Origin of the sequence: Paenibacillus sp. N3.4, from assembly GCF_008017805.1 — a bacterium.
Lineage (GTDB): Bacteria > Bacillota > Bacilli > Paenibacillales > NBRC-103111 > Paenibacillus_E.
On the sequence record NZ_VRTT01000028.1, the window covers coordinates 65,179 to 80,961 of the forward strand.

Genomic DNA, 15,783 nt, shown 5'->3' on the forward strand with positions numbered 1-15,783 from the left:
ACAATGAGCAAAGTTAAAGTTGCTGTCGTAGGTTGCGGTTCGATTTCCAAACATCGCCATATACCGGAATACGCTACAAATCCAAATGTGGAGCTTGTGGCCTTCGTGGACCCAATTCTGGAAAGAGCGGAACACTACGCACAAGCCCATGGCGGTAAAGCATACAGCAGTTACACGGAGATGCTGCTGCAAGAGAAAGTAGATGCGGTTAGCGTATGTACGCCGAATTTCCTTCATGCCGAAGTGGCTATCGCAGCCCTAAACGCAGGAGCGCATGTCCTGGTTGAGAAACCGATGGCAACTACGGCTGAAGAGGCGCAGGCAATGAATGAAGCCGCGAAGAAAAACGGCGTTTATTTAATGGTTGGACATAATCAAAGGTTAATGCCTCCCCATGTTAAGGCCAAAGAAATTTTGGATCAAGGCAGATTGGGAAAAGTGCTTACATTCCGCACATCCTTCGGTCATCCTGGCCCTGAAGGCTGGAGTGTGGATGGCCGCGAAAGCTGGTTCTTCCGACAATCAGAAGCGATTATGGGCGCAATGGGTGATCTTGGGGTACATAAATCAGATTTGATTCGTTGGTTATTGAACGATGAAGTTGCACAAGTAGGAGCTTTCATTGATACCCTTCATAAAGAGGGAACAGATGTAGACGACAATGCAACCTGCATACTTCGTATGAAAAAGGGAGCAGTTGGTTCGCTGGTAGCAAGTTGGACTTACTACAAAGGCGGAGATAACTCAACGGTGCTGTGGTGTGAAAATGGAGTTATCAAAATCGATACGGATCCTAAGGATCAAGTGATCGTTGAGCTGCGCGATGGCACCATCGAACGTTATCAAGTTGGCGCAGTTGCAACCAATGAGAAACAAACCAAAAGCGGTATTATTGATGAATTTATCGACAGTATTACGAAAGGCCAAGAGCCGCGTATTTCAGGTGAAGAGGGACTGCGTTCGCTCAATGTTATTCTTGCAGCTTTCGAATCGCAAGCAACAGGCAAAATTATTTCACTGTAAAATCGCTGCGTTACCTAACAAGAAGCCCCTCCATAGTGGATGAGGCTTCTTTATTTTCTCTTGAATATAGAAAAGGATTATGTTAAAGTTTAATTGTTCGATAGTATTCGAACAATAAAAGGAGGTGTGGTAACGATGACGACAAATACAGCTGCACCTATAACGGCTGGGCACATGGATGCCGAAGTCATAAGAGAAAGATTAGTACTTGGCTTCTGGAGTATTGCTGTAATGCTAATTACCATGAATACAACTATGTTTAATGTAGCTTTGCCTCAAATCATGAAAGAATTTTCCTTAAGTTCCACAACGGCTTCGTGGATTGTGACAGGGTATTCCATCGTTTTTGCGATATCTTCCATTACCTTCAGTCGCCTATCCGATTATTTGCCAATTCGTCGATTACTGATGATTGGGCTCATTTGTTTGGGAGCTGGTTCTTTAATTGGCGTTTTTAGCCATCATTTTATCATGCTGTTTGCGGCTAGGCTTCTCCAAGCGGCAGGGGCAGGATCGGGGATTTCACTGGGTGTCATGTTGGTAACACGCTATATTCCGATGAGCAGACGCGGTAGATCGATGTCAATGGTCATCTCCACAGCAACCTTTGGGATGGGCCTTGGACCCGTTCTCGGCGGAGCTATCACCAATATTGGGGTTGGAATGGGCTTTTTATTGTAACAGGTCTTATCGTGTTGCTACTCCCTGTATTATTTCGCTTGTTGCCAAAAGAAGAGGCGGTTCACGTCCGCTTTGACTTCGTCGGCGCAGCCTCTATTGGGATTGGCGTGACGGGACTGCTGTTGTTCATGACAACAGGATCATTCCTGGCTCTCGCCGCGGGAGTCATCTTTATCATCGTATTCTGGCAAAGAATCAAGCGGGCTGAACAGCCTTTCGTACAACCGCAACTGCTTACGAATAAACCGTATATGCTTCTAAGCGTGATGGTTTTCGCCGCGTTCGCGGCTCACTTTGCTACCTTGTTTCTCATGCCGCTTATGCTCAGTCGACTGTTTGGACTTAGCTCGGCTTACACAGGCCTAATTATATTCCCGGGAGCTATCCTTTCGGCTTTGTTCTCTAACGTCGTAGGTAGAATGATTGACCGTTATGGCAATCATCTCATTTTGCGAAGTGGAAGTATGCTGATGCTCCTAGGTGCCGTTCTGTTTGCTTTTTTAAGCCATAGCTCACCTTACGCCATTCTTTTCAGTTATATTCCTCTGAGCTTAGGAGTGACCATGCTGACAACAAGTGTGTCCAATGAGATGTCCCGCATCCTACCGAAGGAGCAAATCGGTGCAGGGATGGGCTTTTCGCAGTTGATTCAATTTGTTGGCGGTGCATTTGGCGTAGCACTAAGCGGTAAAAGCATTGCTTGGCAAAAGGCGCTCCCTCTTGCAGATGTATATACACATATTTACTGGGGGATAGCTGTCATTGTATTGTTGGCGGGAATTAGCTATTTCATGTATCAGACGATTCAACAGTCTGGACGTCTTTCGACGAGTTAAAAAAGAAAACCCCTGCCACATCTCGTGAACTCACGAACGATGCAAGGGGTTTTCGTCTCTATGTGCGGACCTATCGTCCTCCCATATCAATAGAGAGGGTATTCGATTTGCCTAACACGGTTTCTTTCGAATCTTTGACATTAACCTGGATGTCCCATATACCGGGTTTAAGCAGATCAGCTTCTACTTTGGCGCACAATGTATGTTCATCTTTCCAGGTGCTGGTCAATGGTTTTCCATTCAAAGTCAGGTAACCAAGAGGGGGAATCTGACTTCCCTGTACCGTTACCGTTACATTGGAGCGGCCGGATAAATCTAGCGTGTCTGCTTCAACCTTATCAATGGTAATGGGACCGAAGCCTAACCTGTAACGACTGTCAATAATCGGGACTTTGTAATCTTTGTAGGCATGCCGATCGCCGAATAAAATGTCGTATTGCAAGGTTTCATAGTCTTTAAGATCTTTTTCATTAATGTGCATCTCCGCATAACGGTCTTTGGGCGGAATCACAGGAATCTTCTTACTAAGTTCTTGCAAATAATTCGTGTAATAATTGCCTTCCTGTTGGGACAATTGAATGAGATAAGGCCCCAAAAAGGATGGACTAATGTGGAGATTATCTTTATGCTGGTTGTCAAAATTGTTCCATACAACAAGAGGAACGCTGTACATTTTCTTCAAAAAATCAGGATCATTTTTACCGCTAATATATTTGGTATCAATATAAGTGGCGTAATCATCCCCCAGAGCAGGCAAGTGATCGCCCCAGAACGCGATTATGGTAGGTTCTCCACTTTTCTCATAATGCTCAACCAGTTGCTTCAACATATTGTCTGCAGCATTTATACCTTGTGCCAGAGTTTCTAGCATGCCTCTTGAAGAAGGCGACATATCGCCTGTTACATCGATCGTGTTTTTAGGGAATTTGCCCGGATAAAAATGAAAATGATTTTCCATCGTATTGGCAAAAACAAAATCGGGACCAGCGCTTTGCTCGGTCGTACGAATAATATTAGCAGCGACTTCGCTATCCGCAATATAAGGGCCTGAATAGTTTGGTTTGAAATATTCAATCGGAATATATTTAGAGAATCCAAAATCTTGATATACCTTGTTGCTATTGAAATACCAATTGTAGAAAGGACTGATTGCCGTTGATGTGTAGCCCTGTCTTGCATAAATACTGGCCAAGGAATCAACTTCGTTCGTAATGTATTGATTGTAGGCGATAGAGCCTTGCGGTAAGAAACGCATCGAATTCCCTGTTAAAACTTCAAACTCAACATTCGCCGTACCCCCGCCATATTGTGGAGATAGCATCGTACCGCTTGTTCCGCTTTGCTGAAGCTTGTGGAAGAAAGGAATAGGGTCACGGCTGAAGGAAACGCCCTTAATCGTCGTTGGATCCCAGAAGGCCTCGCTTAATACGACGATAACGTTCGGTTTTATTTTTGTGGCTGTATCACCGGCTTTTATAGGTTTGGGAGATTGATTCACAATGGTTTCGATGGCCTGATCATTATAGCCTTCACGTTTATCCCCGAACATGGCTTTTGTGTTCAGAAAGGTAGCTAAGGCATACCCGTTCGTCTTCGTGTTTTCTGACTGATTCCAAACCATTGCTTGGATACCTGCCCATTTCTGGATAGGAAGAGGGAGATCTGTATATACGGCAGCTATCATAACAAGCGAAAGAACAGCCAAAAGGCCACGTTCTTTCAAGCTTACTTTTTTTCTGAATAAAGAAGTGCGGTAAAGCATGTAATAGCTAGTGGCGACAAATAAGAGTAAGACAATCATTATTTTGAAGTTTAAAATATTGGAAATATATTTGACCATATCCGAAGCTTCACCGGCTATAACCAGATCCCATGGTGTTAACGGAACGCCTAAGATTTTGAGCTTGATCCCACTAATTAGCGATAAAATAATCAAAATCCCTGAAATGACCCAATAGGCAATTCGAATTCTGCCGATAACAGCTATGCATAAGAGCAATAAACTGAGAACGAGCCATTCGTTGAACAGGAGTTCGAGCACATGCTTGCCGCTCCAAACCATCATTTCAATATATTGTCCTCGATTCAAGATTTCCATAATGAACATGGGAATGAGGGCTGATAATACTAACGGCCAATGCTGCCGAAAAAATAGCAAAAAACGATCAAATTGAGGTCTCATATGTTCTCCCATGAAATGAATTAAGAAATTGTAAATGACAACTGAAATTATATCATGAGAGAAGGTATATTTCGATGGCAGCATATCTAACAATTTTTGTGCAAAAGTGTGTAATGAAATGCGCCCTTAAGCAGGAAAAAGAGGTATAAATCGAGAAAAAGAAAAGTAGTAGATTACAAAGAGACGGAGGGGTTTATCTTGTCTAATGCACAGGTCGTTTATCAGAAGAAAGCAGAGTTTCCTACGCAGCATCGAAGAATGACAAAGAAAGCCCTGTTGCGCAGAGGTGTGTTTCTCTTTTTGGGCGCAGCATTAATGTCAGTCGGACTTGAAATTTTCCTTGTTCCCAACAAAATTATTGATGGGGGCATTACTGGTATTTCCATTATTTTATCGTATATCACAAACATACAAGTGGGTTTGTTCCTCACTTTGCTGAATTTACCGTTCCTTTATCTCGGATACAAGATGATTGGGAAAACCTTTGCATTGTCGACTCTCTTCGCGATTTTGATAATGTCAACGGGGACTATACTGCTGCATCCCGTTCCGCCATTGACCATTGATCCTTTGCTTGCTGCTGTATTTGGAGGCATTATTTTGGGCATCGGCGTAGGCATTGTTATCCGTTTCGGTGGATCTCTCGATGGTACTGAAATTGTAGCTATTCTGACATCAAAAAAAATACCGTTTTCCGTAGGCGAGATTGTCATGTTTTTCAATTTATTTATCCTGGGCAGTGCAGGCTTCGTATATAGCTGGGATCGAGCCATGTATTCCTTAATTGCTTATTTCATTGCTTATAAAATGATTGATGTAACGATAGAGGGATTCGATGAGTCCAAATCTGTATGGATTATCAGTGACCAATTTCGAGAAATTGGGGAAGCTGTGCTGGACCGCTTAGGTCGCGGAGTTACTTATTTGGAAGGAGAGGGCGGCTTCTCCGGAGAGAATAAGAAGGTCATCTTTTGTGTCATTACGCGGCTGGAGGAAGCGAAACTCAAATCGATCGTGGATGAGCTCGATTCCACCGCATTTCTGGCAGTCGGCAATATCCACGATGTCAAAGGCGGACGATTCAAGAAAAGCGATATCCATTAAATTTACTTTCTGTCCTGTTCGGATGAATTTGCTCCTTTAAACAGTCCTAAATCTCTTATTTTTTGAGCGGCGTCCTTGCTGCTCGGACTGCCCAGCTTTTTCAAAATATGTCCGACATGAATTTTGACCGTTCGTAAGGAAATAAAGAAACGATTAGCAATTTCAGTTTGAGTATGTCCTTGATCAATCATTTCCAGAACTTGAAGCTCTGTCGGTGTGATAAGATCGCTAATCTCTTTCACTTTGAATTGGTGTTCAAGTCGTTTGAGTCGACGGAACTCTTCGCGCATTTGCTCGGCAACAGCCGCGTTAATCGATGATTTCGCTGCATGGGCCGCCCGAATGATAGCGGGGAGTTCTTCAAATCTGGATTTGATCTGATAATCAATGGCTCCGGCTTGGAAGGAGCGGAATATGAAGTCTTTTTCCTCCATGGAAGTTAGCATGATAACCTTCACTCCCCAAGACAGAAGGGCTTGCTCGGCTAGGCCGATGCCAGCAGGTTCATCTTGCAGCATGATATCCATGAGGACAACATCCGCTTGCGGATCTGACAAATGAAATAGCTCTGTAGCTTCTTCGGCTGTCGACACGGTACCAATAACGTCCAGATCAGGTTGGCGATTCAAGTATGCTTTGAGACCGCGCAGCCAGTCAAGGTCATCCTCAACAATTAAAACTCGAATTGATTCCATATCCAAAATCCCCTTTAAGTCGATAATCGGCTGCCTGGAAAGGTGAGAAATACACTCGTTCCTTTGCCGGGCGCACTGCTTAATTCCAGCGATCCGCCATGTTTTTTCATTACATTGTAGCAATAGGCAAGACCGAGTCCAAAATTGTTACGGCTGCCGCTTTTCGTTGTGTAGAAAGGCTCCAATACTTGCTTGAGTACTGCTTTTTCCATACCGATGCCGGTATCCTTGACTTCCAATACCAAATTCTTTTTGACGGCAAAGGCTCTGAGTATTAGCTCGCCACCATGTGGCATAGCCTCAACTGCATTCATCAATACATTCGTCAGCGTTTCGAACACTTGGACACGATCCAACTGCAAAACCAGATCTTCCGGAACACTTTGTTGCACCTTCGTTCGCGCTAGATAAGGCTCAATGGGAAGAAGAACATCGTTTAAAAGATCTGCTAAATTCACTTGAGAATTCCTGAGTGGGAGCTCCTGTGTTTGTTCGTGTACACGTGTAATCATATCGCGGATATGCATAGACGCGCCCATAACTACATCAATGTCTTGCACGAGCTCATGTTGGTGCGTATCCGCGGCGTGCTGCTTCATTTTTTCGAGAAATAATCGCATTTTGCCAACATCGTTCTTGATCGCGTGGTTTAGAATGGCGGTTCCGGATGTGATGGCACGAAGCGTAGAATCCAGCTTGCGGCGCTCAATTAGAAGTCGCATTCCAAGAAATCCATATTTAAAAAAGGTGAAAACAAAAAAAGGCACGACAAAGGCAAGAATCCATACATGATAGACCCACATGCGATAATAACCGAAGCTGGGCATCACATAGTTGAGAATACCGACACAAAGAATAGGCGGTAAGAGTGCCAGACATGTGAATAGATGCGTTCGTTTCATGGCCGGAAGCCGTTCGGTGCGGACCGCAATTAACACCGCTCCAATGAAAATATAAGGAACGACCCAGCAAGCCACAATCGGAAATGCGATAGGAATTTCCTCGGTGTAAGCGGGTGTAAATAGCAATGAGGCAATAGGTGGAACCAGCAAAGCTGCCGGTAGCCAATCTCGAATGAGTGGTTTCTGCCAAGAATAATTGTATTTTAAAGAGAGCACGGCGAATGAGTAGGGCAATCCATAGTAACAGATTAGAGAACTAGCGGCCATAACGTGATAAAGGAGTACGCTTACAGAGGGATTAGGCACCGTTTGTTGGATATAAGGAATAAAGCTTTCCGATAAGACAGCAGCAAGTGCTCCGAAGCCACCGGTGAAAGCGATAGCACTCATCCAACGCATCGTACTTGATCGGGGATCAATCATCAAAAGCCCTAACGCGATAATCCATAAAGCGAATAATACGAAAAGCATAATTCCTCCATCAAATGAATCGAGTGTTTCTTCTATTGTTGCATGGAGCAGGCATTTGCACAAGAGTATCCTTCCTAGCGAAGTTGGCAGGAAATAGGCGACTGTTCTCGAATAAGTGGAGAGAAGGGAGGGGAAGCTCATCGAGGTAAAACATCGAATGTCCATATCTATACTAACCATTGCCGGTAAGGTGCTCTTGACTTTTGTTTTCATTGCACTGATAACTGTGATCCTATCCATTGCTGCGGCGGTAGCCGCTATTGTTAGACAACCTAACCTTGAGTTTACGTTGTCCAGTATTGCTCAAGATCCTTTCTTTGTTCAGTCGGCTCTATGGGCGCAAATAATTGGCTTCATTGGCGGAGTGTTAATCACTTTTGCAATATTTGAAAGACGCAAGGGCTGGTCATTAGGCTTACAATTTCGGCAATTTCCAAAAAGGTTAGGTGAGGGATTCCTTGCCGGAGCCGTGCTCATAACGTTGAGTTGTGGTGGCATTTGGTTATTTGGCGGTGCATCCTTGTTGTTTACGTCTTGGACCGCGGCATTGACGTTGAAGATGCTCGGGAGTTTCCTTCTATTCATTGGGGTTGGCGTGAATGAGGAATTATTTGCCCGCGGTTTTTTGCAAGGGCTGGTGAAAGCTAAATTCGGCGCATCGATGGGTATGGCGGTTTCGACTTTTGTATTCGCTTTGCTCCACAGCTTTAATCCAGGGATGTGGGATTCGCCGCTTCCTTTCATCAATTTGCTTCTTGCAGGTCTTCTTTTTGCGGTATGCAGGGAATATTCAGGAGGACTGTGGATGCCGATTGGCATGCATGTCTCATGGAATTTTTTCCAAGGATGTATGTTTGGATTCGGCGTTTCGGGCACACCAATGGTATCATGGATGCAAGCGCAGCCCAAAGGGTCTTTGTATCTATCGGGCGGAATATTCGGAGCAGAAGGCAGCTTCGTGACAACGGTTATTTTATTAATAGGCATACTAGGGTTATACGCTTATTACCACAAGCTATCTAAGAATCGCTAACGATCTAAGGAGGAAACATCATGTGTGCATATGAGGTTAAAACAAGGGAATGGGACGGCGAGTCTACGCTGCTGCTCGTCGACCATACAGCTGGGGCCGAGGCGGAGATCATCCCGGCCGTAGGTCTCCATCTGTTCCGTTTCGACGTGAGAAACGAGTCCTACATCGCGAAGCCAGCCACTTTGGCTGAGCTTCGCGCACAGTCTTCGCGCTACGGCGTGCCCATTCTGTTCCCACCGGGGCGTGTCAAGCAAGCGGCCTTCACCTTCGAAGGCCGCGAATACCGGCTCCCGGCCAATCGGGCGCGCATCATGCTCACGGCGAGCTGCGCGAGCGACCGTGGAAGGTCGTTGCCAGCGGTGCGGATGCGGCTGACGGGGCTTTTGTCTCCGCGGAGTTCGATCTCGCGGAGCATCCCGACGTGCTGGCGTATTTCCCACACGCCGCCTGCTTTCGCTTTACGTACCGCCTAAAGGACGGTACGCTGTCGCTCAGCGGTGAAATCGCCAATCGCAGCGGGCAGACAATGCCGCTGTCGCTTGGCTTTCACCCCTACTTCGCTTTCGCGAAGGGGGAGGCAAGCCGCGTGCGGGTAGTCATTCCCGCTGCCGCAGAGTGGCCGCTCAGCGAGGATGGCTACGCGTCAGGTGAACCAGCACCTTCTCCGCTAACTGTGGCACTGAAGCAAGGCGAATTCGTCACAGAGCTGCCTGACTATCCGGGAGGCTCGCAAATGCTGACAATGGAGCCAGGACCGCAGGTTTGCGAGCTTCACTATGAAGCGAGAGGGACGAAGCTTGTGTTGGATATGGGAGATCGGTTCCCGATCCACGTTCTTTTTACGGCGCCGTGGACGGAAGCCGTGTCTCTGGAACCTTATACAAGCATCATGAACGTGTTTAATGAACCCTTCCCACAGCAACTATCAGGCGCTCAAGGCCTTGCAGCCGGTGAAACATTTACTTTTCAGTGGTCCATACACGTAGTGCCAATGAGCTAAACAAACAAAGAGTCAAGAGGAAGGCTTTCGGGCCTGGGCCGCTTGACTCTTTTTCCTTACCAAATTTCATACCCAAATCCAAGGGAGGAAGTGCCGGAATAGGTGTGTTGATGCAACTCCTTAATCAGTCCTCCCTTTTGAGCTGAAAGAACAAGCGCGTTACTTCGGGATGTATTGTATAGATTCAATTCCACGGTTCCCTCGAGCACATGGTAATGTGTGCCATCTTCTTTTGCGATGGCGGGGCCTGATAAGCCATAGTAATTATGATAGTGACCATAACGAATGCTGGTTATGCCTTGATATTGATGGACATGACCGTCATAAGCAGTTCCGTTCACATTAAATGTGTAAGTGCGTAATAAATGATGATGACCTAATTCGTCCGAGGTTATTGCGGTGAAGAAATGGACATGGGCAGGTGGGATGCGGCATAGCACGGAAATAACCCCCTTCGCAGCAGGATCTAATTTCATCCTATTCGAAGGGGGCTAGGGTCATGACGGTAGAAGGGTATATAGGTTAGATTGACCAATTTTCATTTTTTTATCATCGAGCACACGTACTTCAACTTGATGTGATTTTCTCAAGTCTAAGGTTTGGTCCCCGTTAAGATCAACATACAGGGTATCTTCCCCGTTAAAATTAGATTTGTATTCAACACCGTCTATATACACATTACAGGAGGAATAGAAATGAGTGCCGGTTACTTGAAGCGTATTATCTTTTGTTAAAATGTTTGTAATGACAGGATCTCCGTACCCTAACGTGTAGGTAGGTTGAATAATGGTGTTTTTATACCCTTTTGCTTCATAGCCATATCGGTTTCCAAATAAGTTATCATACTGCATCTGCCGATAATCACTCAGATCGCTTGCCTTGATGTGATATTGATCCCACATTTCATTGGGGGGAATGAGCGGTATTTTTTGTGACAGTTGATATAAATAATCAGTGTAATAGCTGCCTTGTACCCCAGCCATATGTAGTACTTTGGGTCCAAGTAAAGAAGGACTGATGTGCAGGTTGGTTTCTTCTTGATTGCTTGGCAAAAAATTGTTCCAAATGACAAATGGCGTATAATGCGTTTTTGTATATAAATCAGGATCGTCTGGAAGGACATATTTGGCATCGCGGTACACTTTATAATTTTCTTCAAATGAAGGCAAGTGATCACCGAAAAATAGGATGATCGTAGGCTCGGCCTTTTGCGAGTAGTAGTCAACTAAGGATTGTAGTGCTTTATCTGCGTCTGTGATGCCTTGTGCGTAAGTCTCCAGTATGCCTTTAGACTCAGGTGTAATGTCTCCCGTAACTTGGATCGTGTTTTTGCTGAATTTTCCGGGATTAAACGGATGATGGTTTTCCATCGTGTTGGCGAAAATAAAATCGGGTCCAGGACTTTTTTCCGTCTCTTCAATAATCTTCTTCACCACCGCACGGTCGGCGTAATTCGGCCCTTCAAAATCATTGGGGAAATACTCGCTAGCAATAAAACGCGAGAACCCCATATGCTTGTATACCTTTCTGCTATCAAAAAACCAGCTGAAAAATGGATTAATAGAAGTAGCGGTATAGCCCTGCCTAGTCGTAATACTTGCCAAGGAGTCCACGCCATGATTCATATATTCGATATAAGGCAATATTTTGTCGGGAGATTTGCCAAAAAGCGCATCGAGTTACTGGTTAATACTTCGAATTCTACATTGGCGGTGCTGCCTCCGAATTGGGGGGATAGCATCCAACCGCTTGTATATGTTTTCTGTAATCGATGGAGATTAGGGATAGGATCCCGACTAAACGTAATGTTTTTCATAATCGTCGGATCCCAGAAGGCTTCGCTTAACATGACAATAATGTTGGGCTTTTTTTCGTTGGTGGATTTGCTTTCCGGAATTTGGCTCAAAATCGAATCGATAGTTTTTTTACTGTAGCCCTTTGGCTTATCGACCTGCAAAAACCCGAGCATTTGAACAGAGGAGAAGAGATACCCATTTTCGTCATATGTCAGAGTTTGATCCCAAGGGACCGTGTAAAGACCATACATATTCATGAAGGGAATCGGCTTGTCCATATAGAGACTAGTCGACATAATGATCGCAATTAGCGCATAGATACCTCGTTCGATCCAGGTAAATCGGATACGGTGGCGTCTTAAAAAGAGATGAAACAAAATGGCAATAAGAAGCAGAAAAACGACTACGCAAACCAGAATTCGTACATTTAAATAACCACGAAGAAAAGCTTGGTATTCCATAATTTGATTGTTAAATGCCAGATCCCATGGATAGTAGGGAGCACCTATTGCTTTCAACTTGCTGCCGCTGATTGCTCCGAGAGGGAGCAGGCACACACATAACAGCCAGAAAGATAAGCGGCTTCGCCCAGTTAGGGCAATAAGGAATAGATAAAGCGTACCAACAACGAAATAAGCGAGAACCATGGATAACGGGTGGTTCATTACCCATTTCATTAATTCCTGGTAGGTTCCCCTTTCTAAATATTCAACCATGCCCATTAGTAAAAAGGGAAGAATAATAATCATGATGCGAGAGGGAACATGCTTTAAAAATTGAAAGAAAGTTGACATTCAATAGACTCCTGTTCGTTATGATTCATATTCATTCGTTCATTATCTTACATCTTGTTGGAAGAAGGAAGATAGCTATTGACAGTCTTAACTGTAATATTTATTATTACAGTTTATTGTTTAGAAATTATTTTATCCATTTTCAGCAAAAATTCTTATGATAAAATGGCTGCCCTTCTTCTTATTTTTGTTTGTATTATCATTATCAGTGGGCTATTTTACAAACAAATTTTCGGGAAAAAGCTTTACAAAGCTTAGATATCCCGTGTTATAATCAAAAACGCTTTGTATAGCAAAGCCGCGGTTCGGGAACTTCCCGCGTTATCAAAACTAGGGGGATTTGTGGAATGTTTAATTTTTTATGGGGCGTAGGTTTCGTCCTGGTCAATTTTGTGCTGTTTCTTATTTGTTATCGGCTATTCGGCAAACAAGGTTTGTATGCTTGGATCGGGGTCGCAACTGTGCTTGCGAATATCCAAGTCGTTAAAACGATTGAAATGTTCGGACTCGTCATGACACTGGGTAACACGATGTACGGAACTATTTATTTAACAACTGATTTACTTAATGAGAAGTATGGCGAAAAAGCAGCGAAGAAAGCGGTTTGGTTTGGCTTCTTCACACTCATTATGTCCATCGTCATTATGCAAATGGCCATGATGTTTACGCCGCAAGAAGGCGATATCGGGCAGCCGGCATTAGAGACGATTTTTGGACTTCTGCCAAGAATAGCCTTAGGTAGTTTAACGGCTTATTACGTCAGTCAATTTCTGGATGTGCGCATTTATACGTTTTTGAAAAAAATATTCTCTGCACGCAACCAGCTTTGGATAAGAAATAATGGCTCTACGGGTATTAGCCAATTGGTAGATTCCTTCATATTTTGCTCCATTGCTTTCGGGGGCCTATACGACTGGTCCACTTGGATGCAGATTTTCTTGACAACATATGGAATTAAATTTGTTATATCCGTTGCATCGACACCGGTGCTTTATATAGCAAGAAACTTTACCTTCAAAGAATAAATGAAACCCGCTTTACTCTGCATTTGTCGAATGTAGAGTGAGGCGGGTTTATTCTGTGTGTTAAGCTTCTTCGTTTTCTCGTTCCTGACTAATTTGCTGCAAGGCTTGTAAGAAAGTAGCTGCAGGCTGTGCGCCAGTTAAGGCGTACTTGCCATTAATGACGAAAAACGGAACACCCGACACGCCAGCTTGACTAGCAAACTCCAAATCGTCCTCGACCTGTTCTAATCCTTCCTTAGCTTGCAATCGATCTGCCGTTTCCTCGCGATTCATCCCTTGCTGTTCAGCAATTGCAAGAAGAGTGTCGATCTGCCCGATGTCTTTTCCGTCTTCAAAATAAGCTTTAAACAGCTCATCGACGAGTATTCTTTTGATTGGATCAGGTGTGATGGCAATAAGCTGGTGCGCTTTTAATGTATTGGGCGTCCGCTCCACCTTAGAGAAATCAAAATGCAAACCAACCGCCTCTCCAGCTTGAGTGACCTGGGCGAGCATACTCGCTAGCTTGTTTTCATCAGATCTGACCTTTTGAAGCATGACATCACGAAAGGGTGAGCCATCTACAGGCGTATGCGGGTTGAGCTGATAGGCGCGGTAGTGAACTTCAACAGGCTCAGAAGTAAAATTAACTAATGCATCTGTTAAATTCTTTTTACCAATACGGCACCAGGGACAGACGATATCCTGAAAAATTTCTATAATCATTGAAGGTCTAACTCCTTTTATTAAAAAATAGTTACTATATTTTTATTATAAACCAAACATTGCATAAATTCGAAATTTATTATTCTTTGAATTATTGTGAATCATCATCAGAGACTATCTTATCCGTTGTTTGGAAGGCGACAACTTATCTTTCAGATCCAATGATTTTACGTAAATCTACTATAAATCCTCTAAATCACTCTAGATCTCCATAAATTCCCATGAGTTGATTGCATTCTATCAACGTCAAAACGAACTTTCTGTGTTATGTACAAAATAATACATCAGTTAACTGAGAAATACGAATGACTAGCTTTTCATTTGTTGGTCTAGAATATATGTTTTATTGTCAAGCCATATATCAGGATACTTATAAGAACATCCTAAGGCATTATCCTCGAAAGCTTACATGAGCATAAGCACGATTTAAGTTAATGAATTCAAGGCTTGTATTCAGCAGGAAAGCCATAAATCAGTATAAAAATAAGTCAGAAAAACAACCACTCAGATAAGCAGCTAGTCGACAATCTACCATTCAAGAAAACAACCACTCAGGAAAGTAACCAGTCGAGAATCCACCATTCAAGAAAACATCCAATACTCAGCAAGTAATCAGTCAAGAATCTACCAGTCAAAAAATAACCAGTCAGGAAATCTAACAGTATCATGAAACGCGATTTTGGTAGGTACACTCAGCTACTATGCGATAAAAGGGGTTTTCTGTGGTACATACAATTATCGACTGATACCTTTAAAAAGGAAGGTGAATTAGTCGTATCTTTGTATATATGACAGAATTTTATTTTTTAGTTAGGGTAGCTTGGTGCTTTACATAAGAACGAATGTTCGGTATAATATTAATAGGAACATAAGTTCTTTTCGTGAGGTGCTATTATGGAACTTTCGTTAACGGATATTCATTTACTATCTTTCAAGAGCGTAGAGGATTGTGAAGATTATTTAATGACTTCACGGTGGTCGAATAGGTTTTGTTGCCCGTTTTGTGATTATCATGAAGCCTATCATATTCGGACTCGAAGATTACTTGAATGTAAGGATTGCAGAATGCAAGTTTCTTTAACAGCAGGGACCATTATGCACAAATCTAAGCTGTCATTGCTGCTTTGGTTCCAAGCTATTCAAATGCTGATTCAAGACGAACTCGAACATACTGCTAGTTCTCTTTCTCTTGCACTTGGTATCAATTATAGGAGTGCTCGCTTGTTGCTACACAAAGTGCATTTTGCTCATTTAAATAAAGAAAATAGGCTCCATCTATTTCAAAAAATGAGAGAGTCCCAGTCCATTGCGACAGGTCATGGTGCTCAATCACTATTTCAACAACATACTCAGGAGCATGATCTCACTCACCTTCAAAGACAACCCCGACACCAAACGCAAGATCAAACGCAATACCAGACCCAAGACCAAACTCAAGATCAAGATCAAACCCAAATCCAAACCCAAACCCAAACCCAAACCCAAACCCAAACCCAAACCCAAACCCAAACTCGCCCTCAGAAGCAAACTCAGCAT

14 protein-coding genes and 2 pseudogenes are annotated in these 15,783 nt (G+C 43.6%); 9 read left to right on the forward strand and 7 right to left on the reverse strand.

Features of this window, described 5'->3' with window-relative positions:
• Positions 1-3: 3 nt before the first annotated feature.
• The 3 genes from FU659_RS16035 (at position 4) to FU659_RS16045 (ending at position 2,540) form a co-directional block, all read left to right on the forward strand.
• A complete protein-coding gene (locus FU659_RS16035; protein ID WP_147948506.1) occupies positions 4-1,023 on the forward strand; it encodes a Gfo/Idh/MocA family protein in 1,020 nt (339 codons plus the stop codon).
• A 135-nt stretch (positions 1,024-1,158) separates the two neighbouring features.
• On the forward strand, positions 1,159-1,704 hold the full coding sequence (locus tag FU659_RS16040) for an MFS transporter (RefSeq protein WP_147948507.1): 546 nt from the start codon (positions 1,159-1,161) through the stop codon (positions 1,702-1,704).
• 11 nt (positions 1,705-1,715) lie between these two features.
• A complete protein-coding gene (locus FU659_RS16045; protein WP_261807849.1) occupies positions 1,716-2,540 on the forward strand; it encodes an MFS transporter in 825 nt (274 codons plus the stop codon).
• A 70-nt stretch (positions 2,541-2,610) separates the two neighbouring features.
• Here the strand turns inward: FU659_RS16045 and FU659_RS16050 are convergent, their stop codons facing one another.
• Entirely contained in the window at positions 2,611-4,722 is a 2,112-nt protein-coding gene (locus FU659_RS16050) for an LTA synthase family protein (protein ID WP_261807850.1), read from the reverse strand.
• Positions 4,723-4,980: 258 nt separating this feature from the next.
• Between FU659_RS16050 and FU659_RS16055 the strand changes: the two genes are divergently transcribed.
• Entirely contained in the window at positions 4,981-5,826 is an 846-nt protein-coding gene (locus FU659_RS16055; protein ID WP_147948524.1) for a YitT family protein, read from the forward strand.
• A gap of 2 nt (positions 5,827-5,828) precedes the next feature.
• Here the strand turns inward: FU659_RS16055 and FU659_RS16060 are convergent, their stop codons facing one another.
• Both FU659_RS16060 and FU659_RS16065 read right to left on the reverse strand, forming a co-directional pair.
• Positions 5,829-6,521, reverse strand: coding sequence for a response regulator transcription factor (locus FU659_RS16060; protein WP_187274183.1), 693 nt, complete (start codon positions 6,519-6,521; stop codon positions 5,829-5,831).
• 14 nt (positions 6,522-6,535) lie between these two features.
• Complete coding sequence (locus tag FU659_RS16065; RefSeq protein ID WP_187274184.1) at positions 6,536-7,894, reverse strand: sensor histidine kinase; 1,359 nt, start codon at positions 7,892-7,894, stop codon at positions 6,536-6,538.
• A gap of 115 nt (positions 7,895-8,009) precedes the next feature.
• Here FU659_RS16065 and FU659_RS16070 point away from each other — a divergent pair, with 115 nt between their 5' ends.
• Positions 8,010-8,927 (forward strand): CPBP family intramembrane glutamic endopeptidase, encoded by a 918-nt coding sequence (locus FU659_RS16070; protein ID WP_222708560.1) that lies wholly within the window; start codon positions 8,010-8,012, stop codon positions 8,925-8,927.
• A 325-nt stretch (positions 8,928-9,252) separates the two neighbouring features.
• Entirely contained in the window at positions 9,253-9,927 is a 675-nt protein-coding gene (locus FU659_RS16075) for an aldose epimerase family protein (RefSeq protein ID WP_261807853.1), read from the forward strand.
• A gap of 56 nt (positions 9,928-9,983) precedes the next feature.
• Here the strand turns inward: FU659_RS16075 and FU659_RS16080 are convergent, their stop codons facing one another.
• Genes FU659_RS16080 through FU659_RS16090 form a run of 3 tightly spaced genes read right to left on the reverse strand, consistent with a single transcriptional unit; the run spans position 9,984 to position 12,517 of the window.
• Complete coding sequence (locus tag FU659_RS16080; RefSeq protein ID WP_147948513.1) at positions 9,984-10,403, reverse strand: YmaF family protein; 420 nt, start codon at positions 10,401-10,403, stop codon at positions 9,984-9,986.
• A 21-nt stretch (positions 10,404-10,424) separates the two neighbouring features.
• Positions 10,425-11,552, reverse strand: coding sequence for an LTA synthase family protein (locus FU659_RS16085; protein WP_147948514.1), 1,128 nt, complete (start codon positions 11,550-11,552; stop codon positions 10,425-10,427).
• Positions 11,549-12,517 carry a sulfatase-like hydrolase/transferase gene (locus FU659_RS16090; protein ID WP_147948515.1) on the reverse strand — a complete coding sequence of 323 codons (969 nt, stop codon included), beginning with the start codon at positions 12,515-12,517 and terminating at the stop codon, positions 11,549-11,551. The genes FU659_RS16085 and FU659_RS16090 overlap by 4 nt, the downstream gene beginning before the upstream one ends.
• A 347-nt stretch (positions 12,518-12,864) precedes the next feature.
• Between FU659_RS16090 and FU659_RS16095 the strand changes: the two genes are divergently transcribed.
• Positions 12,865-13,542, forward strand: coding sequence for a queuosine precursor transporter (locus FU659_RS16095; protein ID WP_147948516.1), 678 nt, complete (start codon positions 12,865-12,867; stop codon positions 13,540-13,542).
• Positions 13,543-13,602: 60 nt separating this feature from the next.
• Here the strand turns inward: FU659_RS16095 and FU659_RS16100 are convergent, their stop codons facing one another.
• Positions 13,603-14,247, reverse strand: coding sequence for a DsbA family oxidoreductase (locus tag FU659_RS16100; protein WP_147948517.1), 645 nt, complete (start codon positions 14,245-14,247; stop codon positions 13,603-13,605).
• 894 nt (positions 14,248-15,141) lie between these two features.
• On the opposite strand from FU659_RS16100, the pseudogene FU659_RS38860 reads away from it, so the two are divergent.
• Positions 15,142-15,306, forward strand: a pseudogene (locus FU659_RS38860) (transposase); the annotation flags it as partial.
• A 6-nt stretch (positions 15,307-15,312) separates the two neighbouring features.
• A pseudogene (locus FU659_RS16105) lies at positions 15,313-15,783 on the forward strand (hypothetical protein); the annotation flags it as partial.

Bases quoted from the DNA above. Each gene is read 5' to 3' on its own strand.
- FU659_RS16090 (WP_147948515.1), bottom strand. From the start codon at position 12,517: ATGTCAACTTTCTTTCAATTTTTAAAGCATGTTCCCTCTCGCATCATG.
- FU659_RS16060 (WP_187274183.1), bottom strand. From the start codon at position 6,521: ATGGAATCAATTCGAGTTTTAATTGTTGAGGATGACCTTGACTGGCTG.
- FU659_RS16055 (WP_147948524.1), top strand. From the start codon at position 4,981: ATGACAAAGAAAGCCCTGTTGCGCAGAGGTGTGTTTCTCTTTTTGGGC.
- FU659_RS16100 (WP_147948517.1), bottom strand. From the start codon at position 14,247: ATGATTATAGAAATTTTTCAGGATATCGTCTGTCCCTGGTGCCGTATT.
- FU659_RS16085 (WP_147948514.1), bottom strand. From the start codon at position 11,552: ATGAATCATGGCGTGGACTCCTTGGCAAGTATTACGACTAGGCAGGGC.
- FU659_RS16065 (WP_187274184.1), bottom strand. From the start codon at position 7,894: ATGCTTTTCGTATTATTCGCTTTATGGATTATCGCGTTAGGGCTTTTG.
- FU659_RS16080 (WP_147948513.1), bottom strand. From the start codon at position 10,403: ATGAAATTAGATCCTGCTGCGAAGGGGGTTATTTCCGTGCTATGCCGC.
- FU659_RS16040 (WP_147948507.1), top strand. From the start codon at position 1,159: ATGACGACAAATACAGCTGCACCTATAACGGCTGGGCACATGGATGCC.
- FU659_RS16035 (WP_147948506.1), top strand. From the start codon at position 4: ATGAGCAAAGTTAAAGTTGCTGTCGTAGGTTGCGGTTCGATTTCCAAA.
- FU659_RS16050 (WP_261807850.1), bottom strand. From the start codon at position 4,722: ATGAGACCTCAATTTGATCGTTTTTTGCTATTTTTTCGGCAGCATTGG.
- FU659_RS16095 (WP_147948516.1), top strand. From the start codon at position 12,865: ATGTTTAATTTTTTATGGGGCGTAGGTTTCGTCCTGGTCAATTTTGTG.